The organism is Chromobacterium sp. HL1 (genome assembly GCF_057418835.1).
Genome location: NZ_CP162399.1, coordinates 3,674,873 through 3,699,422, shown reverse-complemented (window position 1 = coordinate 3,699,422; position 24,550 = coordinate 3,674,873). Strand labels below are relative to the sequence as shown.

Annotated in this window: 19 protein-coding genes, 2 tRNA genes and 3 rRNA genes; 20 read left to right on the top strand and 4 right to left on the bottom strand. The window is 61.1% G+C overall.

The annotated features are described in order from the left end of the window. The first annotated feature begins 8 nt into the window (after positions 1 to 8). The 12 genes from AB1Z25_RS16835 to rrf all read left to right on the top strand — a co-directional run bounded on the left by AB1Z25_RS16835 (position 9) and on the right by rrf (position 11,856). Positions 9 to 983, top strand: a complete 975-nt coding sequence (locus AB1Z25_RS16835) for an ABC transporter ATP-binding protein (protein ID WP_253314517.1) — start codon at positions 9 to 11, stop codon at positions 981 to 983. Next, positions 980 to 1,951 (top strand): peptide ABC transporter ATP-binding protein, encoded by a 972-nt coding sequence (locus tag AB1Z25_RS16830; RefSeq protein ID WP_486635743.1) that lies wholly within the window; start codon positions 980 to 982, stop codon positions 1,949 to 1,951. Before AB1Z25_RS16835 ends, AB1Z25_RS16830 begins: the two co-directional genes overlap by 4 nt. Before the next feature lie 181 nt (positions 1,952 to 2,132). Then, the gene (coaD, locus tag AB1Z25_RS16825; RefSeq protein ID WP_107800339.1) at positions 2,133 to 2,657 is read left to right on the top strand and encodes a pantetheine-phosphate adenylyltransferase; all 525 of its coding nucleotides are present in this window, start codon (positions 2,133 to 2,135) and stop codon (positions 2,655 to 2,657) included. Positions 2,658 to 2,753: 96 nt separating this feature from the next. Continuing rightward, a complete protein-coding gene (locus AB1Z25_RS16820; RefSeq protein ID WP_107800338.1) occupies positions 2,754 to 3,698 on the top strand; it encodes a class I SAM-dependent methyltransferase in 945 nt (314 codons plus the stop codon). 147 nt (positions 3,699 to 3,845) lie between these two features. Beyond that, entirely contained in the window at positions 3,846 to 5,048 is a 1,203-nt protein-coding gene (gltS, locus tag AB1Z25_RS16815; protein WP_107800337.1) for a sodium/glutamate symporter, read from the top strand. A gap of 137 nt (positions 5,049 to 5,185) precedes the next feature. After that, positions 5,186 to 5,548: a thioredoxin gene (trxA, locus tag AB1Z25_RS16810; protein ID WP_107800336.1), complete on the top strand. Its 363-nt coding sequence runs from the start codon at positions 5,186 to 5,188 to the stop codon at positions 5,546 to 5,548. Positions 5,549 to 5,659: 111 nt separating this feature from the next. Continuing rightward, a complete protein-coding gene (locus tag AB1Z25_RS16805) occupies positions 5,660 to 6,205 on the top strand; it encodes a glutathione peroxidase (protein ID WP_107800335.1) in 546 nt (181 codons plus the stop codon). A gap of 377 nt (positions 6,206 to 6,582) precedes the next feature. Beyond that, a 16S ribosomal RNA gene (locus AB1Z25_RS16800) occupies positions 6,583 to 8,118 on the top strand. Positions 8,119 to 8,203: 85 nt separating this feature from the next. Then, positions 8,204 to 8,280, top strand: a tRNA-Ile gene (locus AB1Z25_RS16795). Between the two features lie 117 nt (positions 8,281 to 8,397). Next, a tRNA-Ala gene (locus tag AB1Z25_RS16790) sits at positions 8,398 to 8,473 on the top strand. Positions 8,474 to 8,731: 258 nt separating this feature from the next. Continuing rightward, a 23S ribosomal RNA gene (locus AB1Z25_RS16785) occupies positions 8,732 to 11,620 on the top strand. Between the two features lie 121 nt (positions 11,621 to 11,741). After that, a 5S ribosomal RNA gene (rrf, locus tag AB1Z25_RS16780) occupies positions 11,742 to 11,856 on the top strand. The 16S, 23S and 5S rRNA genes sit together here with 2 tRNA genes alongside, the layout of an rRNA operon. Positions 11,857 to 11,972: 116 nt before the next feature. On the opposite strand, the gene AB1Z25_RS16775 is transcribed toward rrf, so the two are convergent. Next, a complete protein-coding gene (locus AB1Z25_RS16775) occupies positions 11,973 to 13,760 on the bottom strand; it encodes a GAF domain-containing sensor histidine kinase (protein ID WP_486635742.1) in 1,788 nt (595 codons plus the stop codon). Between the two features lie 94 nt (positions 13,761 to 13,854). Then, entirely contained in the window at positions 13,855 to 15,195 is a 1,341-nt protein-coding gene (gene pssA, locus AB1Z25_RS16770) for a CDP-diacylglycerol--serine O-phosphatidyltransferase (protein ID WP_227104680.1), read from the bottom strand. A 198-nt stretch (positions 15,196 to 15,393) separates the two neighbouring features. On the opposite strand from pssA, the gene AB1Z25_RS16765 reads away from it, so the two are divergent. The 3 genes from AB1Z25_RS16765 (at position 15,394) to AB1Z25_RS16755 (ending at position 18,851) form a co-directional block, all read left to right on the top strand. After that, the gene (locus AB1Z25_RS16765) at positions 15,394 to 15,921 is read left to right on the top strand and encodes an RNA pyrophosphohydrolase (RefSeq protein WP_019103838.1); all 528 of its coding nucleotides are present in this window, start codon (positions 15,394 to 15,396) and stop codon (positions 15,919 to 15,921) included. Positions 15,922 to 16,052: 131 nt separating this feature from the next. After that, positions 16,053 to 18,017, top strand: a complete 1,965-nt coding sequence (gene parE / locus AB1Z25_RS16760) for a DNA topoisomerase IV subunit B (protein ID WP_107800332.1) — start codon at positions 16,053 to 16,055, stop codon at positions 18,015 to 18,017. A gap of 117 nt (positions 18,018 to 18,134) precedes the next feature. Continuing rightward, the gene (locus AB1Z25_RS16755; protein WP_486635741.1) at positions 18,135 to 18,851 is read left to right on the top strand and encodes a substrate-binding periplasmic protein; all 717 of its coding nucleotides are present in this window, start codon (positions 18,135 to 18,137) and stop codon (positions 18,849 to 18,851) included. Positions 18,852 to 18,915: 64 nt separating this feature from the next. On the opposite strand, the gene AB1Z25_RS16750 is transcribed toward AB1Z25_RS16755, so the two are convergent. Continuing rightward, a complete protein-coding gene (locus AB1Z25_RS16750; RefSeq protein ID WP_486635740.1) occupies positions 18,916 to 19,515 on the bottom strand; it encodes a short chain dehydrogenase in 600 nt (199 codons plus the stop codon). 106 nt (positions 19,516 to 19,621) lie between these two features. Here AB1Z25_RS16750 and AB1Z25_RS16745 point away from each other — a divergent pair, with 106 nt between their 5' ends. From AB1Z25_RS16745 to AB1Z25_RS16730, 4 genes are all read left to right on the top strand, one after another. After that, positions 19,622 to 20,500 (top strand): LysR family transcriptional regulator, encoded by an 879-nt coding sequence (locus AB1Z25_RS16745; RefSeq protein ID WP_227104674.1) that lies wholly within the window; start codon positions 19,622 to 19,624, stop codon positions 20,498 to 20,500. Between the two features lie 95 nt (positions 20,501 to 20,595). Then, positions 20,596 to 21,153, top strand: coding sequence for a chromate transporter (locus tag AB1Z25_RS16740; RefSeq protein ID WP_107800329.1), 558 nt, complete (start codon positions 20,596 to 20,598; stop codon positions 21,151 to 21,153). Continuing rightward, a complete protein-coding gene (locus tag AB1Z25_RS16735) occupies positions 21,150 to 21,665 on the top strand; it encodes a chromate transporter (RefSeq protein WP_227104672.1) in 516 nt (171 codons plus the stop codon). The genes AB1Z25_RS16740 and AB1Z25_RS16735 overlap by 4 nt, the downstream gene beginning before the upstream one ends. Before the next feature lie 85 nt (positions 21,666 to 21,750). Further along, the gene (locus AB1Z25_RS16730) at positions 21,751 to 22,596 is read left to right on the top strand and encodes a substrate-binding periplasmic protein (RefSeq protein WP_199225917.1); all 846 of its coding nucleotides are present in this window, start codon (positions 21,751 to 21,753) and stop codon (positions 22,594 to 22,596) included. Here the strand turns inward: AB1Z25_RS16730 and AB1Z25_RS16725 are convergent. Continuing rightward, positions 22,584 to 23,264: a Dph6-related ATP pyrophosphatase gene (locus AB1Z25_RS16725; protein WP_107800327.1), complete on the bottom strand. Its 681-nt coding sequence runs from the start codon at positions 23,262 to 23,264 to the stop codon at positions 22,584 to 22,586. The two genes, AB1Z25_RS16730 and AB1Z25_RS16725, sit on opposite strands and share 13 nt — an antisense overlap. A 108-nt stretch (positions 23,265 to 23,372) precedes the next feature. Here AB1Z25_RS16725 and hemE point away from each other — a divergent pair, with 108 nt between their 5' ends. After that, a complete protein-coding gene (hemE, locus tag AB1Z25_RS16720; RefSeq protein WP_227104671.1) occupies positions 23,373 to 24,440 on the top strand; it encodes a uroporphyrinogen decarboxylase in 1,068 nt (355 codons plus the stop codon). Positions 24,441 to 24,550: the final 110 nt, after the last annotated feature.

The following is a 24,550-nucleotide window of genomic DNA, read 5'->3' as shown; positions in this document are numbered from 1 at the left end:
GGATGGACATGAGTTTGTTGCAAATCAAGAACCTCTCGGTGGAGTTTGGTTCGGAAAAAAATCCCTTCCGCGCGGTGGAAGGGCTGGACCTAGAGGTCAATCAGGGCGAGATCGTCGGCATCGTCGGCGAATCCGGCTCCGGCAAGTCGGTGACCATGATGGCGATGATGGGGCTGCTGGAAGGCCAGGGCCGCATCGTGGCGGACGAACTGAGCTTCGACGGCAAGAACCTGCTGACCATTTCCGCGCGCGAGCGCCGCAAGATCGTCGGCAAGGACATCGCGATGATCTTCCAGGACCCGATGACCTCGCTGAACCCCAGCTACACCGTCGGTTACCAGATCATGGAAGTGCTGAAGCTGCATCAGGGTCTGCGCGGAGCGGCACTGAAGCGGCGCGCGCTGGAACTGATGGAACTGGTGGAGATTCCGGCGCCGGCCTCGCGGCTCAACGCCTATCCGCACCAGCTGTCCGGCGGCATGAGCCAGCGCGTGGTGATCGCGATGGCCATCGCCTGTAATCCCAAGCTCTTGATCGCCGACGAGCCGACCACGGCGCTGGACGTGACCATTCAGGCGCAGATCATGGAGTTGCTGGTCAGTCTGCAGAAAAGCCAGAACATGGCGCTGATCATGATCACGCACGATCTGGCGGTGGTGGCCGAGGTGGCCCACCGGCTGGCGGTGATGTACGCCGGCCAAGTGGCGGAGATGGGCGCGGTGCCCGGCGTGTTCAACCACCCGACCCACCCGTACACCGAGGCGCTGCTGTCGTCGATTCCGGAGCACAGCAAAGGCGCGCATCGGCTGAACACCTTGCCCGGCATCGTGCCGGGGCAGTACGACCGTCCCAGCGGCTGCCTGTTGTCGCCGCGTTGCCCCTATGTCAAGGACAACTGCCGGACCCAGCGTCCGGGGCTGACCCCGGTGGAAGGCGGCGCCGTGCGCTGCCACTACCCGTTGCTGGACAAGGAGGCGAAATGAGCACCGTATTGCAAGCGCGGGATCTGACCCGCTATTACGACGTGTCCCAGGGCTTCCTCAAGCCCTCGGCGCAGGTCAAGGCGCTCAACGGCGTCTCCTTCGAACTGCAGGCCGGCAAGACCTTGGCGGTGGTGGGCGAGTCCGGCTGCGGCAAGAGCACGCTGGCCCGGCAACTGACGCTGATCGAAGCGCCGACCTCCGGTTCTTTGCTGCTGGACGGCAAGGACGCGGCCCAGGCCGGCAAGGCCGACTTGAAAGCCATGCGCACCAAGGTGCAGATGGTGTTCCAAAACCCGTACGCGTCCTTGAATCCGCGTCAGAAAATCGGCAGCCAGCTGGCCGAGCCGCTGCTGATCAATACCTCGCTGAACGCCAAGGAGCGCGAAGACAAGGTGCGCGGCATGATGCAGCGGGTCGGTCTGCGGCCGGAGCACTTCTTCCGCTATCCGCACATGTTCTCCGGCGGCCAGCGTCAGCGCATCGCCATCGCGCGCGCGATGATGCTGAACCCCAAGATCGTGGTGGCGGACGAGCCCACCTCGGCGCTGGACGTGTCCATCCAGGCCCAGGTGCTCAATCTGTTCATGGATTTGCAGGACGAGTTCAAGACCGCCTATGTGTTCATCTCCCACAATCTGTCGGTGGTTGAGCATGTGGCCGACGACCTGATGGTGATGTACCTGGGGCGGGCGGTGGAGGTGGGAGAAAAGAACCGCGTTTACGAACGGCCGCTGCACCCCTACACCCAGGCCTTGTTGTCGGCGACGCCGTCCATCCATCCTGAGCAGCGTCGCATCAAGATCAAGATCGAGGGCGAACTGCCCAGCCCCTTGAAGCCGCCGTCGGGCTGCGCCTTCCACAAGCGCTGCCCGCACGCGAACCAGCGTTGTGCGGAAGAAGTGCCGGAATTGCGCGAGCTGGATCAGCGCATGATCGCCTGCCATCGCGCCGAAGACATCAACGTCTGAGCGCGTATTGTCCTATCGTCAGCGGGGCCGCCATGCGCGGCCCGCTTTTTTTTGGCCGCGCTTTGTCGATAATGAGGAAAATGGACAGATTCTGCTGCGGATAGTCCAGCTGGAAGCGAAACATTTTGCGCAATGCACAAAAATTGCTTTACCCGCCCCCAACGACCACGATACATTCGCCATGGCACACACAGTCAAAGGAAAACGAGAATTGAAGCGAGCCGTGTACGCGGGCAGCTTCGACCCGGTGACCAACGGTCACCTATGGATGATTCGCGAAGCGGTGGAACTGTTTGACGAATTGATCGTAGCGGTCGGAGTGAACCCGGAAAAACACTGTACCTTCAGTGTCGAGGAACGAGTGGCTTTGCTGCGCGCCGTCACCGGCGGCTTCAGCAAGTTGCGGGTGGATGTGTTCGAGAACCAGTTCCTGGTCAATTACGCGCAAAGCATAGGCGCCAACTACATCATCCGCGGCATCCGCACCGCCAGCGACTATGAGTACGAGCGCACCATGCGCTACATCAACTCCGATTTGCACCCGGACATCACCACCATCTTCCTGCTGCCGCCGCGCGAATACGCCGAGGTGTCGTCGACGATGGTCAAAGGCCTGGTGGGGCCGCGCGGCTGGGAAAGCGTGATTCGCCAATATCTGCCGGAGCCGGTCTACCGCAAGCTGATCGAGATGTATTCGTCCGAATAGCCGCGGCTGTAATAGAATTGGATATCCGTTCACGCGCCGCCTGCAGTCAGCGGCGCGTTTGTTTTGTGTTTTGCCCATCGCCCATATCGAGGACTCATGCTGGACGTCAGCCCATTCGCCAATCGCCTGGCCAAGAATTTCAAGCACCACGCCAAATGGGCGCGCCGCCAGGGGCTGGACGCCTGGCGCGTTTACGACAAGGACGTGCCGCAGTTCCCGTTCGCGGTGGACCTGTACGGCGAGCGCGTCCATCTGCAGGAGTACGACACTGGTTGGGAGATGGAGGACGAGGCCTATCGCGACTGGATCAACGCGGTGGTGGACAGCCTGTGCGCGGTCACCGGCCTTGCGCCCGGCGCGGTGACGCTGAAGAACCGCCGCCGTCAAAAGGGCGTCAGCCAGTACGAGAAAGTGGGACAGTCGGGCGACGACTTCATCATCGATGAGTTCGGCCAGCGTTTCATCGTCAATCTGGACGCCTACCTGGACACCGGCCTGTTCCTGGATCACCGCAACACCCGCAAGCGGGTGAGGGAAGAGGCCGCCGGCAAGCGTTTCCTCAATCTGTTCGCCTATACCGGCAGCTTCACCGTCTATGCTGGCTGCGGCGGGGCGATCAGTTCCGAAACCGTGGACATGTCCAATACCTATCAGGATTGGTCGCGCCGCAATTTCGAGCTCAACGGCCTGGATCTGGCCCGGCATCAGCTGGTGAGGGCCGACGTGTTCCAGTATCTGGAAGAGGCGGTGGACGGCGGCAAGCAGTTCGACCTGATCGTGATGGACCCGCCCACCTTCTCCAACTCCAAGAAAATGCGCGACATCCTGGACGTGCAGCGCGATCACGTCTGGCTGATCGACTACGCGATGGCGCTGCTGGCGCCGGGCGGCACCTTGTACTTCTCCAATAATCTGCGCAGTTTCAAGCTGGACGAGAGACTGGCCGAGGATTACGTCATCCGCGACATCAGCGCGCAATCGGTGCCGGAAGACTTCCGCAACCGAGCCATCCATCAGTGCTGGCAGATACGCCGCGACTAGCGGTTTGAGTCTTCTATATAAGGTTCCGGTTAATTAGAGGCCGAACTTTATCGCCGGGTTTCCTATCGTATTGCATGGCGCGACAACATTCCGACAGCTGCTAGTCTGAATCATGCGCGCCTTCGCTCATCACAATAAGGAGACTCGATGATTCAACTCGATTTCTATGGCACCCTGGTGGCCGCGTCGCTGGTTTTGCTGCTCGGGCGCAAACTGGTGGCGCATGTCGGCGCGCTGCGCACCTACAACATCCCCGAGCCGGTGGTCGGCGGCTTGCTGATCGCCGCCTTGCTGCTGCTGTTCCGCCAAGTCACCGGCAGCGAAGTCCGCTTCGACGCTTCGCTGCAAACCCCGCTGATGCTGGCCTTCTTCGCTTCCATTGGCCTCAACGCCAATTTGAAAAGCCTGAAACAGGGCGGCAAGACCGTCGGCGTCTTCCTGGCCGTGGTGGTCGGCCTGCTGCTGGTGCAGAACACCTTGGGCATCGCCTTGGCCAGCCTGCTGGGCCTGGACCCATTGATGGGCTTGCTGGCCGGCTCCATCACCTTGTCCGGCGGTCACGGCACCGGCGCCGCCTGGGGCGGCACCTTCGCCTCCAAATACGGATTGGCCTCGGCCTCGGAACTGGCGCTGGCCTGCGCCACCTTCGGCCTGGTGCTGGGCGGCCTGATCGGCGGTCCGGTGGCGCGCTTCCTGGTCAAGAAAGTCAAAACCCCGGGCGCCGAGCACAATGCCGACGATCCGCCGCTGGCCTTCGAACAACCGGACGCCCAGCGTCTGATCACGCCGCATTCCTTCATCGAGACCCTGGCGCTGATCGCCGTCTGCTTGCTTGGCGGCACCTTTCTCGGCGGCCTGCTCAAAGGCACGCCGCTGGAGCTGCCCACCTTTGTCTGCGTATTGTTCGTCGGCGTGCTGATCAGCAACGGCTTGGCGGCTTTGGGTTGGTATCAGATCTTCGAGCGCGAAGTGTCGGTGCTCGGCAATGTCAGCCTGTCGCTGTTTCTGGCCCTGGCGCTGATGTCGCTGCGCTTGTGGGATTTGGCGGCGTTGGCGCTGCCCATCTTCGTGCTGTTGCTGGCGCAAACCGCGGCGATGGCGATGTACGCGATCTTCGTCACCTTCCGGGTGATGGGCCGCAATTACGACGCGGCGGTGCTGGCCGCCGGCCATTGCGGCTTCGGCCTGGGCGCCACCCCCACCGCCATCGCCAATATGCAGGCGGTGACCGAGCGCTTCGGTCCTTCGCATCTGGCCTTTCTGGTGGTGCCCATGGTGGGCGCCTTCTTCATCGACATCGTCAACGCCATCGTAATCAAGCTCTACCTGGCGCTGCCCTTCATCGGCTAAGCCTTGCGGCAGCGGAGGCTATCGCCCGGATTGATAAATTCAACCAGGCGATAGCCTTGCAATGCCGTGACCGCGTACCTATCTTTGCTGCAACAGCCCGCCGCTGGCGGGCGCTTCAGACAGCGAAAGACATCCCCATGGCTTACATCAATCTCAACGCCGACAACTTCAACACCCATATGAAAGAGGAAGGCCTGGTCATCCTCGACTTCTGGGCGCCGTGGTGCGGTCCGTGCAAAATGTTTGGCCCCACTTTCGAAGCCGCGTCGGAAAAACACGCCGACATCGTGTTCGGCAAGATCAATACCGAAGACGAGCGCGACCTGGCCGCTCACTTCAATATCCGCTCCATTCCGACGCTGATCGCCATCAAGGACGGCATCATGGTGTTCAACCAGGCCGGCGCGATGATGGCGGCGCAATTCGAACAACTGATCCAGGGGCTGCGCGAACTGGACATGGACAAGGTGCGGGCCGACATCGCCAGCCAGCAGGAATGACAGCTGGCGCCGAGGCGCGGCGCTCAGGACAATAGATAAGGCAATGCTTCAGGCATTGCCTTATTATTTTGTCTGCCATCTATATAGGTATGGCGCAGCGAGGAGACGCGAATGAAACGATGGGGCGCAATGCTGATTTTTTGCAGTCAGGCGGTGATGGCGGCTTGCCCGGCTTTATTGAACTACACGGTGCCGGGTCTGATGGGCGGTCAGATCAATCTATGTCAGTACGCGGACCGGCCGTTGCTGGTGGTCAATACCGCGAGCCACTGCGGTTTCACGCCGCAGTTCAAGCAACTGCAATCGCTGTATCAGACCTATGGGCAGAGGGGGCTGATGGTAGTCGGCTTTCCCAGCAACGATTTCTTTCAGGAGTTGGAGAGCGATAAGGAGATCGGCGCGTTCTGCGAAGCCAATTACGGCGTGACCTTCCCGATGGCCGGAAAAGGGCATGTGCGCGGCGCCGATGCGCAGCCGTTCTTCAAAGCCTTGATCAAGGCCACCGACGACGCTCCGGTATGGAACTTCCACAAATACCTGATCCTGCCCGGCGCCAGCAAGGTGGTCAGTATAGGCACGCGCACCAAGCCGGACGATCCGGAAGTCGTCAACGCCTTCCTGCCTTATCTGAAGCCGGCGGAGAGCGTGAAAAACTAGAAGATTTGCGCGCATCCCGCAACGGGCCGGCGCTTCGCCGGCCCGTTTTTCATGGTCCGGCGGGGCGGTTGAGGCGTGTCGGCAAATACCCCTTTCGGATATTTCTTGCCGCATCAATGGTTTGCCCTGCGGTGCCCGCTTTTGTTGAGGTTTTTCTCGCAAAAGGTGTTGACGGGTTTCGGGGTCTGACGTATAGTTCGCCTCCTCAGCAGACAACGCAGCGACGGAAACGAAGCGCAGCGACCTGCACCGATCTTTAACAGAACGAATAACCGATAGGTGTAAGTGCTCGGTCGATGACCAAACACTTGCACTGCAAGACGAGAAATGTCTCGATGTTTCTTTGATCTTGCGTGCCAGAAAATTTGCTTGGAATTGAACTGAAGAGTTTGATCCTGGCTCAGATTGAACGCTGGCGGCATGCTTTACACATGCAAGTCGAACGGTAACAGGGTGCTTGCACCGCTGACGAGTGGCGAACGGGTGAGTAATGCATCGGAATGTACCGTGTAATGGGGGATAGCTCGGCGAAAGCCGGATTAATACCGCATACGCCCTGAGGGGGAAAGTGGGGGACCGTAAGGCCTCACGTTATACGAGCAGCCGATGTCTGATTAGCTAGTTGGTGAGGTAAAGGCTCACCAAGGCGTCGATCAGTAGCGGGTCTGAGAGGATGATCCGCCACACTGGGACTGAGACACGGCCCAGACTCCTACGGGAGGCAGCAGTGGGGAATTTTGGACAATGGGCGCAAGCCTGATCCAGCCATGCCGCGTGTCTGAAGAAGGCCTTCGGGTTGTAAAGGACTTTTGTCCGGGAGCAAATCCTAGTGGTTAATAACCGCTGGGTCTGAGAGTACCGGAAGAATAAGCACCGGCTAACTACGTGCCAGCAGCCGCGGTAATACGTAGGGTGCAAGCGTTAATCGGAATTACTGGGCGTAAAGCGTGCGCAGGCGGTTGTGCAAGTCTGATGTGAAAGCCCCGGGCTTAACCTGGGAACGGCATTGGAGACTGCACGACTAGAGTGCGTCAGAGGGGGGTAGAATTCCGCGTGTAGCAGTGAAATGCGTAGAGATGCGGAGGAATACCGATGGCGAAGGCAGCCCCCTGGGATGACACTGACGCTCATGCACGAAAGCGTGGGGAGCAAACAGGATTAGATACCCTGGTAGTCCACGCCCTAAACGATGTCAACTAGCTGTTGGGGGTTTGAATCCTTGGTAGCGTAGCTAACGCGAGAAGTTGACCGCCTGGGGAGTACGGCCGCAAGGTTAAAACTCAAAGGAATTGACGGGGACCCGCACAAGCGGTGGATGATGTGGATTAATTCGATGCAACGCGAAAAACCTTACCTGGTCTTGACATGTAACGAACGCCGCAGAGATGTGGCGGTGCCCGAAAGGGAGCGTTAACACAGGTGCTGCATGGCTGTCGTCAGCTCGTGTCGTGAGATGTTGGGTTAAGTCCCGCAACGAGCGCAACCCTTGCCATTAGTTGCCATCATTAAGTTGGGCACTCTAATGGGACTGCCGGTGACAAACCGGAGGAAGGTGGGGATGACGTCAAGTCCTCATGGCCCTTATGACCAGGGCTTCACACGTCATACAATGGTCGGTACAGAGGGTCGCGAAGCCGCGAGGTGGAGCCAATCTCATAAAACCGATCGTAGTCCGGATCGCACTCTGCAACTCGAGTGCGTGAAGTCGGAATCGCTAGTAATCGCAGATCAGCATGCTGCGGTGAATACGTTCCCGGGTCTTGTACACACCGCCCGTCACACCATGGGAGTGAGTTTCACCAGAAGTGGGTAGGCTAACCGTAAGGAGGCCGCTTACCACGGTGGGATTCATGACTGGGGTGAAGTCGTAACAAGGTAGCCGTAGGGGAACCTGCGGCTGGATCACCTCCTTTCTAGAGAAGGTTGTTGATCGAGTACTTACAGCCTATCGGTTATTTGTAGTTAAGGGCGTCAGCCAGCGATGGCTGAACAAGAAATGGGTTTGTAGCTCAGCTGGTTAGAGCACCGTCTTGATAAGGCGGGGGTCGTTGGTTCGAGTCCAACCAGACCCACCAGAATTTCTGTTGTCGGAGTGATCCGGCCGCACAAATAAAGCTGAAAGGCAAGGCGAAAGGCGGCGAAGTGTGCTGATGCACACGAGGCGCGTTTCAACGCGGCATTTCAGGTTTAGAGGGGGATTAGCTCAGTTGGGAGAGCACCTGCTTTGCAAGCAGGGGGTCGTCGGTTCGATCCCGTCATCCTCCACCACAACTCAAACACAAGCGAGTTTGCAAGATAGCTTGATTGTGTTTGCGTTGTATTTTTAACGCCCGATCTTTAACAAACTGAAGAAGCCGAATATATAAAGACGGCGAGAAGGAAGCGTAGAGTTAACTCTTTACGCGGACGGATCGTCATCTTGGGTATTTGATTGTATCTAGGCTGCGTCGCCATATCAAAAGGGGCGGTGTAGTCGTCGCACAAACACACTTGTTGTTTTGGTGATCCAGGTTACTGAAATGATAGGGTCAAGCGACTAAGTGCATCTGGTGGATGCCTTGGCGATCATAGGCGAAGAAGGACGTGTAAGCCTGCGAAAAGCGCGGGGGAGCTGGCAATAGAGCTTTGATCCCGCGATGTCCGAATGGGGAAACCCCTCCGCAAGGAGATCCCAGACTGAATCCATAGGTCTGAGGAGGCGAACGCAGCGAACTGAAACATCTAAGTAGCTGCAGGAAAAGAAATCAACCGAGATTCCGTTAGTAGTGGCGAGCGAACGCGGAAGAGCCTGTACGTGTTATGGATTGTGTTAGTGGAAGGTTCATGGAAAGGACCGCCATAGTGGGTGATAGCCCCGTACACGAAAACGCATTCCAAGGACTAGGCGTACGATAAGTAGGGCGGGACACGAGAAATCCTGTCTGAAGATGGGGGGACCATCCTCCAAGGCTAAATACTCATGATCGACCGATAGTGAACCAGTACCGTGAGGGAAAGGCGAAAAGAACCCCGGGAGGGGAGTGAAATAGAACCTGAAACCGGATGCATACAAACAGTGGGAGCGGACTTGTTCCGTGACTGCGTACCTTTTGTATAATGGGTCAGCGACTTACGTTCAGTAGCGAGCTTAACCGAATAGGGGAGGCGTAGGGAAACCGAGTCCGAATAGGGCGCTTTAGTTGCTGGGCGTAGACCCGAAACCGAGTGATCTATCCATGGCCAGGATGAAGGTGCGGTAACACGCACTGGAGGTCCGAACCCACTAGTGTTGCAAAACTAGGGGATGAGCTGTGGATAGGGGTGAAAGGCTAAACAAACTCGGAGATAGCTGGTTCTCCCCGAAAACTATTTAGGTAGTGCCTCATGTATCACTTCCGGGGGTAAAGCACTGTTATGGCTAGGGGGTCATTGCGATTTACCAAACCATGGCAAACTCTGAATACCGGAAAGTGCGAGCATGGGAGACAGACGGTGGGTGCTAACGTCCATCGTCAAGAGGGAAACAACCCAGACCGCCAGCTAAGGTCCCAAATGATCAGTTAAGTGGTAAACGAGGTGGGAAGGCATAGACAGCCAGGATGTTGGCTTAGAAGCAGCCATCATTTAAAGAAAGCGTAATAGCTCACTGGTCGAGTCGTCCTGCGCGGAAGATGTAACGGGGCTCAAACTGATAACCGAAGCTGCGGATTTGCACGTAAGTGCAGATGGTAGGGGAGCGTTCTGTAGGTCTGTGAAGGTGTCTCGTAAGGGATGCTGGAGATATCAGAAGTGCGAATGCTGACATGAGTAGCGATAAAGCGGGTGAAAAGCCCGCTCGCCGAAAGCCCAAGGTTTCCTACGCAACGTTCATCGGCGTAGGGTGAGTCGGCCCCTAAGGCGAGGCTGAAAAGCGTAGTCGATGGGAAACGGGTTAAAATTCCCGTACTTTTATGCAGTGCGATGTGGGGACGGAGAAGGTTAGGTCATCAGACTGTTGGAATAGTCTGTTTAAGCCGGTAGGCTGGGGTGGTAGGCAAATCCGCCGCCCCTTAAGGCCGAGACGTGATGACGAGGGTCTACGGACCTGAAGTGACTGATACCACGCTTCCAGGAAAAGCCACTAAGCTTCAGCTGCATAAGAACCGTACCGCAAACCGACACAGGTGGGCAGGATGAGAATTCTAAGGCGCTTGAGAGAACTCAGGAGAAGGAACTCGGCAAATTGATACCGTAACTTCGGGAGAAGGTATGCCTCTTAGAGTGAATCCCCTGCGGGAGGAGCTTTGAGAGGTCGCAGAGAATCGGTGGCTGCGACTGTTTAACAAAAACACAGCACTGTGCCAACACGAAAGTGGACGTATACGGTGTGACGCCTGCCCGGTGCTGGAAGGTTAAGTGATGGGGTGCAAGCTCTTGATCGAAGCCCCAGTAAACGGCGGCCGTAACTATAACGGTCCTAAGGTAGCGAAATTCCTTGTCGGGTAAGTTCCGACCCGCACGAATGGCGTAACGATGGCCACACTGTCTCCTCCTGAGACTCAGCGAAGTTGAAGTGTTTGTGAAGATGCAATCTCCCCGCTGCTAGACGGAAAGACCCCGTGAACCTTTACTGTAGCTTTGCATTGGACTTTGAACAGACTTGTGTAGGATAGGTGGGAGGCTATGAAGTGGGAACGCTAGTTCTCATGGAGCCGTCCTTGAAATACCACCCTGGTGTGTTTGAGGTTCTAACCTTGGTCCGTGATCCGGATTGGGGACAGTGCATGGTAGGCAGTTTGACTGGGGCGGTCTCCTCCCAAAGTGTAACGGAGGAGTTCGAAGGTTACCTAGGTACGGTCGGAAATCGTGCTGATAGTGCAATGGCAAAAGGTAGCTTAACTGCGAGACCGACAAGTCGAGCAGGTGCGAAAGCAGGACATAGTGATCCGGTGGTTCTGAATGGAAGGGCCATCGCTCAACGGATAAAAGGTACTCCGGGGATAACAGGCTGATACCGCCCAAGAGTTCACATCGACGGCGGTGTTTGGCACCTCGATGTCGGCTCATCACATCCTGGGGCTGTAGCCGGTCCCAAGGGTATGGCTGTTCGCCATTTAAAGTGGTACGTGAGCTGGGTTCAAAACGTCGTGAGACAGTTTGGTCCCTATCTGCAGTGGGCGTTGGAAGTTTGACGGGGGCTGCTCCTAGTACGAGAGGACCGGAGTGGACGCACCTCTGGTGTACCGGTTGTGACGCCAGTCGCATTGCCGGGTAGCTAAGTGCGGAAGAGATAACCGCTGAAAGCATCTAAGCGGGAAACTCGCCTGAAGATGAGACTTCCCTGAGGGCTTGACCCTCCTGAAGAGTCGTTCGAGACCAGGACGTTGATAGGTCGGGTGTGGAAGCGCTGTGAGGCGTTAAGCTAACCGATACTAATTGCTCGTGAGGCTTGATCCTATCATTTGAGTGGCTTGGGAAACTGAGCGACGAGATAGTGTTGTGCGACACAATTGAATACCGAATATATGTGGGGTGGTGTAGACCATCCCAGGCTTCTTCAAGTTTGTACCAGTTTATGTCTGGTGGCCATAGCGAGGTGGTCCCACGCCTTCCCATCCCGAACAGGACCGTGAAACGCCTTAGCGCCGATGATAGTGTGGCATTCGCCATGTGAAAGTAGGACACCGCCAGACGCCCCATTGCAAAGCCCAGCTCACACGAGCTGGGCTTTATGCATTGTGCTGTTGAACGGCGACACGGAAGCCTCCCCCAAAGGGAGGCTTTTTTTATGGATTTTCGCCTGGTGGCCTCAGCGTTGGTTGGGCGGGAAGCGGATGGTGAAGCTAGCGCCTTGTCCTAGCGCGCTGTCCAGCCGGATGTCGCCTTTCAGGATGGTGTGCACGATGTTGTGCACCATGGCCAGCCCCAGTCCCAAGCCGCTTTGTCCCATTTGCGTGGTGAAGAAGGGGTCGAACACCTTGTGTTGCAGCTCCGGCTCGATGCCCTTGCCGTTGTCTGAATAGCAGAGCAGCAGGGCATCTTCCTGCGCTTGCAGCCGGATGTCGATATGGCCGCGATCATGCCCGTCAAAGCCGTGGGCGAGGCTGTTGGCGATCAAGTGGGACAGGAGTTGCTCTAAAGCGCCTGGATAATTCTCGATTTGCAGGTCTTGCGGCGCTTCCAGCGTCAGTCGGATGTCCGGATAGTGCTCCGGCGGCAGCAAGGCTCGCGTTAGTTGGGCGAGGGTTTGAGCGGGCTTGAAGGCGCGCTTGGGCTGCGTGAGTTGATCGGAGGCGATCAGCTTGAAGCGGCCGATCAGGTCGCCGGCCAGCTCGCTGTTTCTTTGCAGCAGTTCGCTGGTTTCGACTGTCTTGCGCAGAAAATCTTGCAGATTGCCGCGCGAGAGCTGTTTGGCTTCATCGGCTTGAATGATGGACTTGAGGTCTGCGTGCAAGACCGAGGCGCTGAGCAGGATATTTCCTATCGGGGTGTTCAATTCGTGCGCCATGCCGGCGACCATGCGGGCGAGCGCAGTCTGTTTTTCCGCGATGCTGATTTGCTGCATGGCTTGCTTGAGCTCGGCGCTGCGCTTGGCAACGCGTTCTTCCAGGTGGCTGTTGAGTTGCTGCAGCTCGGATTCCGCCTGTTTGCGCCGGCTGATGTCGGAGTAGGTGCCTATCATGCGCGAGGGCCGTCCCTGCTCGTCGCGGCCCACCACCATGCCGCGGCTCAGCAGCCATATCCAGCCGTCTTGCGAGCGGAAACGGTGTTCCGAGGTGAAAGACCCTTCCGGTTGGCGCAGGTAGCGGCTGATCGCGGCCTCTACATCGGGCAGGTCGTCGGGGTGAATGCCGGTTTGCCACAGCTTGAACGCCTCGCTGTCCCGCTCGTCCAGTCCCAGCAGTTGTCGGCAGCGGGAGGACAGAAAGACGGTGTCGCCGGCGATATTCCAGTCCCAGACGCCGTCGCCGGCGCCTTCCAGCGCGAAATGCCAGCGCTCCTCGCTTTCACGCAGCGCCTGCAGCGCTTTTTGCTCCCCGGCTCGCAAAGATTCGAACTCCCGCCTGACCCGCTCGGCCTCGTCCGCGCGCAGGATGGCGTCTTCCTGTTCCCTGGCCTGATCGTGATACACCTGGTGCAGATCGCGCTCCACCATGGCGCGGAATTGGCCGAGCAATTGTTTGTGGGTCTGGCTATAGGGATTTTCGGCCCGGTCGAGCACGCAAATGGTGCCGAACACGTCCTGATTGGGCCAGATCAGCGGCATGCCCAGGTAGGAGATCATGCCCAGCTTGATGTCGGGATTGTGATCCCAGTCCGGGTCTTTCAAGGCGTTGGGCACCAGCAGCTCTCTGCGGCTGCTCATCACGGTCTCGCAATACAGGCCGGTGTTGAGGTCGGCCAGCTCGTCTTCTTCGTAGGGGTTGCCTTGGCTATGGCTGGAGAGGAAGACCTTGATGCGCGGAGCCTGCTTTTGCATGATCAGCGCGGCGGGGATGTCGACGATTTTGGCCAGCAGATCCAGCACCTGCTGCCACTTTTCCGACAGATCGCGGCTGATGCTCAGGTTTTGGGTGTCGATCTTGATGGCCGGCATCGGGGGCTCCATGTTTTGCTAAGCGTTTTCATCTTTTTAGCATATGGGCCGATGCCGGCGGGGAACGGCGGCGTTTTAGCGCGCCTTGAACCGTTTACAGCATCAGGTTGAGCATGCGGTCGATGCGCACGCGGCTCAGACGGGTCAGCAGCTTCTTGATTTGCTCGGGATAGGTGCGCACGTCTTCCAGCTCGCGGTAGTGCAGCAGCTGCCGGCTGTGGCGCAGGATGTTTTCCTGTTCCTGTTGGTTCTGGTGCTTGAGTTCGGCCTTGGGGTCGCTGATCAGCAAGGCGTTTTCCATGTCCAGGCGGAAGGCGCGCGGATTGAGGTTGTTGCCGGTCAGCAGCATGTGCCGCTGGTCGCTGAACATGCCTTTGAGGTGATAGGTGTTGTCCCCGTCCTTCCACTGGTGCACGCGCAACTGGCCGGTGCCGATGTAATGGCGTTGGCGCTTGGCGAAGCGGCGCAAATTCATTTCGTAGAGATAGGGCAGCGCGCCGATGACGCGGAAGGGCTCGCTGGGCGGAATGTAGAAGTCGTTTGCGGTCTTGTCGCCGACGACGATGTCGATCTGCACGCCGCGGCGCAGCGCCTTGCTGATGGCGAGCACCACCGGCCGCGGAAAGTTGAAATAGGGGGTGCAGATGAACAGCGAGCTGCGGGTGTTGGCAATCAGTTCCAGAATCACCCGGTTGAGCGCGTTGCCCTTGCCGATGCCGACAATCGGGCTGACGCTGAGCTCGTCTTCCGCGCCGGCCTGGTTTTCAATCCGGTATTGGCTATGGCTGATCTTGTCGCGGAAGACGCGGATTTCCTTGCGGATGCTGCGGGTGGCCGGCGCCGGCTTGTCGAGCCGGAAGACGGCGGGGTCGTTGAAGAACTGCTCGTGCATATAGTCGGCCATGACGTCCGCCAGCGCCTGGTTGCGGATCAGGTGGTAGCGGTCGAAACGGTATTTGTCCAGCTTGTGCAAGTAGACGTTGTTGATGCTGGCGCCGCTGTACAGCACCTGATCGTCGACAATCAGGCCTTTGAGGTGCAGCACGCCGAACAACTCGCGGGTTTGCACCGGAATGCCGTAGACGGGCACGTCAACGCTGTGCCGCAGCGCCTGGGCCCGATACCAGGAGGCGTTGCAGCTGTCCTGGCTCTCGCCGATGCGCCCGCGCTGGGCGCGGTGCCAGTCCACCATCACGCGGATGTCCAGCTGGGGCTGGCGTTGTTTGGCGGCGAACAGCGCGTCCAGCACTTCCTGACCGGCCTCGTCGTGCTCCAGATAGAGCGCGGCGATATAAATGCGGTGCCGGGCCTGCGCGATCGCTTCCAGCAGGCTAAGACGGAAGTCTGCGGTCTGGTGCAGGGTGGTGATGGCGTCGGCTTGCAGGCGAAGCTTGGGCAGCTGGGCCAGCAACGATCTTTTTAGCAGAAATGCCATGTAAGCGTTGGGTTTGACGTTTAATCGTGGAATCGTAGCATCGTTTTCGCCTCTTGGGGGAGTCCGCGCCTGCGCAATCCTTGCGCCAGCGCAGTTCCGGACGAAGTCGGGCCTTTGCCGGGCCGGCGATAGAGTCCATGGCAAGGCGGGGCGAAATGTGCAAAAATTCGTTCAACTAGATGAATTGCAGGTTTTCCAATGCTGGACCGGGACGGATACCGCCCCAATGTCGGAATCATCCTCATCAACGGCAAAAATGAGGTGTTCTGGGGCAAGCGAGTGCGAGAGCATTCCTGGCAGTTTCCGCAAGGCGGAATCAAGCCAGGCGAAAGTCCGGAAGCCGCGATGTATCGCGAGCTGCTGGAAGAGGTGGGTTTGCTGCCGCAACATGTGAAAATACTGGGACGCACCCGCGACTGGATGCGCTACGAGGTGCCCACCAATTGGGTGCGTCGGGAGTGGCGCGGCAGTTACAAGGGGCAGAAGCAGATTTGGTTTCTGCTGAAGCTGGTGGGGCGCGAGTGCGATGTCTGCCTGCGCGCCAGCAGCCACCCGGAGTTTGACGGCTGGCGCTGGAACGAATACTGGGCGCCGGTGGACGCGGTGATCGAGTTCAAGCGCGAGGTGTACGAGCGCGCGCTGGCCGAGTTGTCGCGCTTCCTGCGCGGGGTGGAGAGTCGGGAGGCCTATCTGGCCCGGCTTGGCCGCGCCCAGGAGCCGCATTGACGCGCCGCCGGGCGGCGGCGTCTGCGCGCGCGGCCTCGAAGCGACACGGCGGGCCTGGCCCGCTGTCTTTTTTTGCGCCGCGGCCTTGGCCGCGGCGTTTGGCGTAATTTGCTGAGCAACAAGATTCAAACATGACGCAACAATACGATGAGTCGTCGGTACGGGTGCTGAAAGGCTTGGAGCCGGTCAAGGAACGGCCGGGGATGTATACCCGCACCACCGACCCCACCCATATTTGCCAGGAAGTGATAGACAACGCCGCCGACGAGGCGCTAGGCGGCTTTGCGCGCAAGATCGCGGTGACGGTGCATCAGGACGGCTCGCTGTCGGTGGAAGACGACGGCCGCGGCATTCCGGTCGGCCTGCATCCGCAAGAAGGCGTGCCGGTGCTGGAACTGGTGTTCACCCGCTTGCACGCCGGCGGCAAATTCAACAAGAAGGACGGCGGCGCCTACGCCTTCTCCGGCGGTTTGCATGGCGTCGGCGTATCGGTGACCAATGCGCTGTCCACCCGGCTGGAGGTGGAGGTCAAGCGCGAGGGCGGCGTGCACCGCCTGGTGTTTTCCGGCGGCGACGTCATCGAGCCGCTGGCTCGGGTGGCGGATTGCGGCCCGCGCACCAGCGGCACCCGGGTCAGGGTGTGGCCGGACGGCAAGTATTTTGAAAGCCCGCGCTACTCCTTGCCGGAGTTGGAGCGTCTGCTGCGCGCCAAGGCGGTGTTGCTGCCCGGCGTGGCGGTTACCCTGGTGGTGGAGCGCCCCAGCGGCGACGAAGTCAAGGTTTGGCAGTACCCGGAGGGCTTGAAGAGCTATCTGGCGGAACTGTGCAACGGCGACGAGCCGGTGGCGCCCTTGTTCGCCGGCGAAGCCTATATCGGCGATGATCACGAGCAGTTCGCCAAGGGGGAAGGCGCGCAGTGGGCCATGGCCTGGTTTGAAGACGGCGCCAGCGGCGAAAGCTACGTCAACCTGATTCCGACCCCGGTGGGAGGCACTCACGAGGCCGGCTTGCGCGCCGGCGTGTTCGACGCGGTGAAGAGCTTCATCGATCACCACAATCTGTTGCCGCGCGGCGTCAAGCTGATGGCCGAGGACGTGTGGAGCCGCGTGCGCTTCGTATTGTCCGCCCGCGTGCTGGACCCGCAGTTTCAGGGGCAGACCAAGGACAAGCTGACCAGCCGCGACGCCTTGAAGCTGATTTCCGGCCTGGCGCGCGATCCGGTGGAGTTGTGGCTGAACCAGAACGTGGAGTCCGGCAAGAAAATCGCCGAGCTGGCGATACGCCAGGCGCAGTCGCGCTTGAAGTCGGTGAAGAAGGTGGAAAAGAAAAAAGGCTCCGGCGTGGCGGTGCTGCCCGGCAAGCTGACCGATTGCGAGAGCGAGGACATCGATCGCAACGAGCTGTTCCTGGTGGAGGGCGATTCCGCCGGCGGTTCCGCCAAGTTGGCGCGCGACAAGGAATACCAGGCCATCCTGCCCTTGCGCGGCAAGGTGCTCAACAGCTGGGAAACCGACAAGGATCAGCTGTTTTCCAATGCCGAGATTCACGACATCTCGGTGGCCATCGGCGTGGATCCGCACGGCCCTAACGACCGTCCTGACCTGTCCGGCCAGCGTTACGGCAAGATCGCCATCCTGTCCGACGCCGACGTGGACGGTTCCCACATCCAGGTGCTGTTGCTGACGCTGTTCTTCCGCCATTTCCCGCGCTTGATCGAAAACGGCAACATCTACGTGGCCCAGCCGCCGCTGTTCCGCGTGGACGTGCCGGGGCAGGGCAAGCATCGTCCTCCGCGCAAGCTGTACGCGCTGGACGAAGGCGAGATGACGGCCATTCTGGACCGGCTGCGCAGCGAAGGCGTGCGAGAAAACGCCTGGAGCATTTCCCGATTCAAGGGCCTGGGCGAGATGAACCCGGAGCAGTTGAAGGACACTACGATGAACCCGGACACCCGCCGGCTGTCGCAGGTGCGCGTGCGCGTCGGCGAACTGGAGCAGACCCTGTCCACTTTCGTCATGCTGATGGGCAAGGGCGAGGCGTCCAGCCGCCGCAGCTGGATGGAGGCCAACGGCAACGCGGTCGAGGCCGACATCTGAGCGGCCGCGTCGGCGGTTCCGCTTGAAGGAAAGCCCCTGCGAGCCTTGCTTGCGGGGGCTTTTTCATTGCGGGCTATAGTGAGGCTAGGCGCGGCGTCTCAACTCAAGGGGAAAGGCATGGCCAAGCGATGGCGGGGACTGTTGGCGGGCTGGCTGGCGTTGCCCGCGCTGGCGGCCGGCTACCACTCTTCCAGCCAGGACATCGGGCCCTGGGGCGACGGCGCGAGCCAGGACGGCCTGGCGCCGCGTTTCATCCGCTTCGTCGCGCGGCAGGCGGGGCTGGCGCTGACCCAAGACGTTCGGCCTCTGCCTCGGGTGATAGAAGAACTGAAACAGGGCCGCAACGCCTTGGCGCTGGTGACCGCCTCGCCGGAGCGCTCGCGTTTCGCCGTGGAGTTGTGCCGGCCGGCGTCGATCCGCATCTCCGTGCTCTATCATCGCCGCGGCCTGGTGTCGCCTATCGGCCCGTCTTGGTTCCGCCAGCGCAGCCTGGGCGTCCTGCGCGGCACCCATACCCTGGATGGCTTTATCGCCCAAAGCGGCGCAGCGCCGGTGGAAGTGTCCGACATGCCGCAGGGTTTTCGCATGCTGCAAGCCGGCCGGCTGGACGCGATGATGTGCGTGCGTCCCGGCTGCGGCCACGCGCTGCGGCAGATGGGCGGCAGCCTGCCCAATCTGACCGAATACGCGCAGGGCGACGAACCGATGGCGCTCTACGTGTCCAAGCGCAGCGAGCTGGCGCGCGACGCCGCGATGCTGGGCAAACTGAAGGCCGCCTGTCTGTCCGGCGCCGGCAGGCGCGAAATGGCCGAATTGCTGACGATTTACGACTAAGGCGCTGTTCAAGGCCGTAGCGCAGGCGCGCTACCGACATTGAACGGTTTCTAAGGCGCCGGGCTCACCAGACGCGCAGCGTCTGACCGGTCTGCACGCCCTCCACGCTGCGCACATAGGCCAGCGCCGCGCGCGCCGCCGGCACCGCCTCGAAGCCGGGGAAGAAGTCCCGGTACTGCTCCCAGGATTCTTGCAGCACATTGGGGCTGACCACATTGATGCGACGCCCGCCGTCCAGTTCCGCCGCCGCGCCGCGGACAAAGCCTTCCAGCGCCGAGTTCACCGCGCTGGCGTTGCTGCCGAAGCGGATGGGCTGCTCGCTGACGATGCCGCTGGTCAGCGTGATGGAGCCGCCGGCGTTCAGGTAGTGCTGGCCGATCAAGGCCAGTTCCACCTGGCCCATCAGCTTGTCCTTGAGGCCGACGCGGAACTGCTCGGCGCTCATTTCCGCCAGGGGGCCGAAATGCAGTTTGCCGGTGGCGCTGATGATGGCGTCCACCTTGCCTATGCGTTCGAACAGCGCGCGAATGCTGTCGCCGTCGGTCAGGTTCACCAGCGTGTCGCCGCGGCGGCTGCCGGCCTTGATCAGCTGATGATGGGACAGCGCCTGGCTGACGGCCTGGCCCAGCGTGCCGTGGGCGCCGACGATGAGAATTTTTTTCATGGGGGATCTCCCGGACAAGTACAAGACCCGGCCATTTTGCGCCCGCGCGGCGTCTTGATTAATCCGCTAAGATGAACAAGATTGAAAACTGTGGGTTATGAATGGCATGGATCGCCTATTGAGCATGGAGCTGTTCGTGGCGGTGGTGGAGCGCGGCAGCTTCACCGCGGCGGCGGAGGCGCATGGTTTGTCCCAGCCTATGGTGGGCAAGCATATCGCCAGCCTGGAGCAGCGGCTGGGCGGCCGGCTGCTGGCGCGCACCACCCGCCGCCAGCAACTGACCGAATTGGGCTCGCACTATTTCCAGCGCTGCCAGTCCATTCTGGCGGAAATCCGCGCGGCGGAAAGCGGGGCCGAACTGATCAGCGGCGCGCCGCGCGGCGTGCTGCGCGTCAACGCCTCGGTGACTTTCGGCTCTCTGCGCCTGGCCGGCCTGCTGGCCGAGTTCATGCAAACCTATCCGGACATCACCGTGGACCTGAGTTTGTCCGACGAGCTGGTCGACTTGGTGGCCGACGGCTACGACGCCGCTTTTCGCATCGGCCGGCTGCCGGACTCCGGCCTGGTGGCGCGGCCCTTGCAGCCCTATCGGATGATGGTGGCGGCGGCGCCCGCCTATCTGGCGCGCAAGGGCGTGCCGCGCGCGCCGGCGGATCTGGCCGCGCATGATTGCCTGGGTTTCTCGCTGTGGCGCAAAGACGATGGCTGGGAATTGCTGGGCGCAGGCGAGTGGGCGCGCGCCAGCCGCTTTCAGTCCAATCACGGCCAGGCGCTGCGCATGGTGGCGCTGGCCGGCGGCGGCATCGTGCTGCAAGCCGAGGCCTTGCTGGGCGACGATGTGGCCGCCGGCCGGCTGGTGGAGGTGCTGCCGGGCTGTTTGCCGCCGCCCAAGCCCATGCATTTGATTTATCTGCAGGACCGCCGGCCTTTGCCCAAGCTGCGAGTGTTCATAGACTTCATTCTGGAGCGCCTGGGCGCGCTGTGAGTTTTATTGACAGGGCCTGTCAGCGATTTTCGTTTGAGCTGCGGCGCGCATCGGCGTAGCGTGGACGCATGGCTGATTTGACGAGGGGAAAGGGCATGGAAGCGGATGTGCGGACGCCCAGCCGGCGTGATTTGTTCGCCGGTTTTTTCTCGATCGGGCTGACCGGTTTCGGCGGCGTGTTGCCGCAGGCGCACCGGATGATGGTGCTGCGCCGTCATTGGTTGAGCGAGGCGGACTTCGCCGTGGTGCTGGGCCTGGGGCAAGTGCTGCCCGGCCCCAATATCGTCAATGTCGCGGTGGCGGTGGGCAGCCGCTTTCACGGCGTGAGCGGAGCCTTGGCCGCCATCGCCGGCCTGTTGCTGGCGCCCATGGTCATCGTGCTGCTGCTGGCGTCCTTCTACGGCCATTATCGGCAACTGCCGCTGGTGCAGAATGTGTTGCACGGCCTGGCCTCCGCCGCCGCCGGCTTGATCGCGGCGATGGGGCTGCGGCTGCTGGCGCGCATCGAGCGCAAGTTGTGGTGCGCGCTGGTGGCGGCGCTGACTTTCTGCGCCTTGGGCGTCTTGCAACTGCCCTTGCTGTGGTCGCTGGCCTTGCTGGCGCCCGTCGCCATCGGCTTGGCCTGGCGCGACCGGCCGAAGGAGGGCGCGTGATACTGCTGACGCTGCTATGGCAGTTTTCCTTGTTGTCGCTGATGGCGGTGGGCGGCGCCAATGTGCTGATACCCGAGCTGCAACGCCTGGTGGTGGAGCAGGGCTGGATGAACGCGCGCGAGTTCGCCGCGCTGTTCGCCATCGCCCAGGCCGCGCCCGGCCCCAATGTGCTGGTGGTCAGTCTGATAGGCTGGCAGGTGGCCGGGGTGCCGGGCGCGCTGGTCAGCATGCTCGGCATTTGCGGCCCGTCGTCGGTGTTGAGTTATTACGTGGCGCGCTGGTGGCAGCGTTATCAGCAGGCGCCGCTGACCCGGGCAATCCAACGGGGACTGGCGCCGCTGACCATAGGACTGGTGGCGGCCAGCGCCTGGCTGTTGAGCCAGGCGGCCAATGCCGACGCGGGCGCTTGGCTGCTGTGCGGCGCGGTGGCGCTGACGGCGTGGCGCACTGCGATCAATCCCTTGTGGCTATTGTCGGCCGGCGCTTTGCTGGGCGGCTTGGGCTGGCTCTAAGCAGCGGCTCAATGAAGCGCGGCTGACTTTGAACCGCGTCTAAGCGGCGGCCATAATGAACTGGGTTTTCTCGGGAGGGCGCGCATTGACGCGAATCTTGATGCTGCTGCTGTGCGTACTGGCGCTGCCGGCGCAGGGGCAAACTTTGTCTATCCGCTACGCGCTGGTGTCCGGAGAGCAAGACCCGCATCTGCCCTATATGCAGGCTTTGCTGCAACTGGCGTGCAGCGAGGCCAAACTCAGTTGCGAGCTGAGCAGCGCGCTGGACATGAATCAGGGGCGGGCGCTGGAGCAGATGGCGCACGGCGACGCCGGCGTGGATCTGTTCTGGGGCATGAGCAGCCGCGAGCGCGAACAGAAGGCCCTGCCGGTGCGGATTCCCCTGTACAAGGGCTTGATCGGCTGGCGCGTGCCGCTGGTGTCGCAAAAGCGCGCCCGGCTGTTTGAAAAGGCGTTCACGCTGGCGGATTTGAAGACGCTGAGCGCCGGGCAAGGGCAGGATTGGCCGGATACGCAGATTCTGCGCGCCGCCGGTTTGCCGGTGGTGGCCAGCCCCTTGTACCTGCCGCTGTTCGCCATGCTGCGTCAGGGGCGTTTCGACTATTTCCCGCGCAGCGTGATCGAGGTGGGCCAGGAGCTGGAGTCAGACGCCGCCAAGGGCCTGGTATTGGACCCTTACATTGTGCTGCATTATCCGGCGGCTTTTTATTTCTTCGTGTCGCCGCGCCGGCCGGAGTTGGCCCGGGCGCTGACTCAGGGCCTGGAAGCCGCAATCAAGGACGGCAGCTTCGACAAGCTGTTCCTGCGCTTCAACGGTCCGCGCCTGCGCGCCTTGAACCTGGCGCAGCGGCGCATCATCGAGCTGCCCAACCCCCTGCTGCCCAAGGAGACGCCGCTGCAGCGCAAGGAGCTGTGGTTCTATCCGCGTTGAGGGTCCAGCGGCAGCAAGTCCGTGAATACAAATCCGTCCCGCTCCACCGTCTCGCCCACCGCGTGCGGCACCGGGCGAAGGAACATCGGGCCGTCCCAGGCGAAGGAGTGGAATTCGCCGTATTCGCCGCAAGGGTCGGCGTCGGGCGGCAGCGCGTCCAGCAAGGCCTGGCCGAACTCGCGGCCAGCCAGTTCGCGCGGCAGCTTGCGCGGGTCCAGGCAGGTCAGCCTGGCCTTGAGCCCGCTGCGCAGCATGGTTTGCGCCAACTCGGCGGTGGGCAGGCCCCACAGCGGGAAGAGCGGCGCGATGCCGCTGCCGGCCAGGTTCTGCTCGCGGTAGGCGCGCACGTCCTCCAGGAATAGATCGCCAAAGGCCATATGGCTGACGCCGTCTGCGCGGCAGGCGTTGACGAAGTCGGCCATCCGGCTGGCGTAATCCTCGTTGCCGCAAGGGTAGGGGATGGCCAGCTGGCGCAGCGGCAGACCCAGCGCCGCGGCCTGCGCCTGCAGCAGTTCCACCCGCACCGCGTGCATGGCCACGCGCTGGAAAGCCTGATTGACGGTGGTGAACAGGCCGACGACTTCGACGTCGGGATCTTGGCGCAGCACATGCAAGGCCCAGGCGCTGTCCTTGCCGCTGCTCCAGGACAAGAGTACGGTTTTCTTCATGGCGCACAGCTTAGCCGCGCGGAGGCGCGCCGCCAAGCGGGGGGACTGGGCCGGGGGACTCGGGTATAATGACGCTCTATTTTTTCGTCATTCAGGACTGATTGCCGCATGACCCAGCTCAAGAACGATACCTTCCTGCGCGCGCTGCTTGGCCAGCCCGTCGAATACACCCCGATCTGGATGATGCGCCAGGCCGGCCGCTATTTGCCGGAGTACCGCGCCACCCGCAGCCGGGCCGGCAGCTTCATGGGTTTGTGCACCAGTCCCGATTACGCCACCGAAGTCACCCTGCAGCCGCTGGAGCGTTTCCCGCTGGACGCCGCCATCCTATTTTCCGACATCCTGACCGTGCCGGACGCCATGGGCCTGGGCCTGTACTTCGCCGAAGGCGAGGGCCCGAAGTTCGAGCGTCCTTTGCGCGATGAAGCCGCCGTCCGCGCGCTGACGGTGCCGGCGCTGGACAAGCTGGGCTACGTCTTCGACGCGGTGTCCAGCATCCGCAAGGCGCTGGACGGCCGCGTGCCGCTGATCGGCTTCTCCGGCAGCCCGTTCACCCTGGCCTGCTACATGATAGAAGGCGGCGGTTCCGACGATTTCCGCCACGTCAAGGCTATGCTCTACAGCCGTCCGGAACTGCTGCACCATATCCTGGACGTGAACGCCCGCACGGTGATCGACTATCTGAACGCCCAGATCGACGCCGGCGCGCAGGCGGTGCAGATTTTCGACACCTGGGGCGGGGCGCTGACCCAGGCGGCTTATCGAGAATTCTCGCTGGCCTATATGCGTCAGATCGTCGCCGGACTGAAGCGCGAGGCCGACGGCCGCCGCGTGCCGGTGATCGTGTTCACCAAGGGCGGCGGACAGTGGCTGGAAGAGATCGCGGCCATCGGCGCCGACTGCGTGGGCCTGGACTGGACCACGGATCTGGGTGCCGCGCGCGCCCGGGTGGGCGACAAGGTGGCCTTGCAGGGCAACTTCGATCCCAACGCGCTGTTCGCCGAGCCCGCCGCCATCGAGCGCGAAGTGGCGCGCATCCTGGCCAGCTACGGCGCCGGCAGCGGCCATGTCTTCAATCTGGGCCACGGCATCTCCCAGCACGTCAAACCGGAGCATGCCGGAGCCTTGGTGGACGCGGTGCACCGCTTGTCGCGCCCCTACCATGCCGCGGGCTGAAAAACCGCTTTCCAAGCCGGCGGCATGTTTTTGCCGTTCCGGCGTGATACCCCCCGGCGGGCGCACCAAGTTGGCGCGGGCCGGCGGGCATTAAAGCCGGCTTTATCAGT

Excerpts from the sequence above, each read along its gene's own strand:
- AB1Z25_RS16835 (WP_253314517.1), top strand. The coding sequence starts at position 9 with ATGAGTTTGTTGCAAATCAAGAACCTCTCGGTGGAGTTTGGTTCGGAA.
- AB1Z25_RS16830 (WP_486635743.1), top strand. The coding sequence starts at position 980 with ATGAGCACCGTATTGCAAGCGCGGGATCTGACCCGCTATTACGACGTG.
- coaD (WP_107800339.1), top strand. The coding sequence starts at position 2,133 with ATGGCACACACAGTCAAAGGAAAACGAGAATTGAAGCGAGCCGTGTAC.
- AB1Z25_RS16820 (WP_107800338.1), top strand. The coding sequence starts at position 2,754 with ATGCTGGACGTCAGCCCATTCGCCAATCGCCTGGCCAAGAATTTCAAG.
- gltS (WP_107800337.1), top strand. The coding sequence starts at position 3,846 with ATGATTCAACTCGATTTCTATGGCACCCTGGTGGCCGCGTCGCTGGTT.
- trxA (WP_107800336.1), top strand. The coding sequence starts at position 5,186 with ATGGCTTACATCAATCTCAACGCCGACAACTTCAACACCCATATGAAA.
- AB1Z25_RS16805 (WP_107800335.1), top strand. The coding sequence starts at position 5,660 with ATGAAACGATGGGGCGCAATGCTGATTTTTTGCAGTCAGGCGGTGATG.
- AB1Z25_RS16775 (WP_486635742.1), bottom strand. The coding sequence starts at position 13,760 with ATGCCGGCCATCAAGATCGACACCCAAAACCTGAGCATCAGCCGCGAT.
- pssA (WP_227104680.1), bottom strand. The coding sequence starts at position 15,195 with ATGGCATTTCTGCTAAAAAGATCGTTGCTGGCCCAGCTGCCCAAGCTT.
- AB1Z25_RS16765 (WP_019103838.1), top strand. The coding sequence starts at position 15,394 with ATGCTGGACCGGGACGGATACCGCCCCAATGTCGGAATCATCCTCATC.
- parE (WP_107800332.1), top strand. The coding sequence starts at position 16,053 with ATGACGCAACAATACGATGAGTCGTCGGTACGGGTGCTGAAAGGCTTG.
- AB1Z25_RS16755 (WP_486635741.1), top strand. The coding sequence starts at position 18,135 with ATGGCCAAGCGATGGCGGGGACTGTTGGCGGGCTGGCTGGCGTTGCCC.
- AB1Z25_RS16750 (WP_486635740.1), bottom strand. The coding sequence starts at position 19,515 with ATGAAAAAAATTCTCATCGTCGGCGCCCACGGCACGCTGGGCCAGGCC.
- AB1Z25_RS16745 (WP_227104674.1), top strand. The coding sequence starts at position 19,622 with ATGGATCGCCTATTGAGCATGGAGCTGTTCGTGGCGGTGGTGGAGCGC.
- AB1Z25_RS16740 (WP_107800329.1), top strand. The coding sequence starts at position 20,596 with ATGGAAGCGGATGTGCGGACGCCCAGCCGGCGTGATTTGTTCGCCGGT.
- AB1Z25_RS16725 (WP_107800327.1), bottom strand. The coding sequence starts at position 23,264 with ATGAAGAAAACCGTACTCTTGTCCTGGAGCAGCGGCAAGGACAGCGCC.
- hemE (WP_227104671.1), top strand. The coding sequence starts at position 23,373 with ATGACCCAGCTCAAGAACGATACCTTCCTGCGCGCGCTGCTTGGCCAG.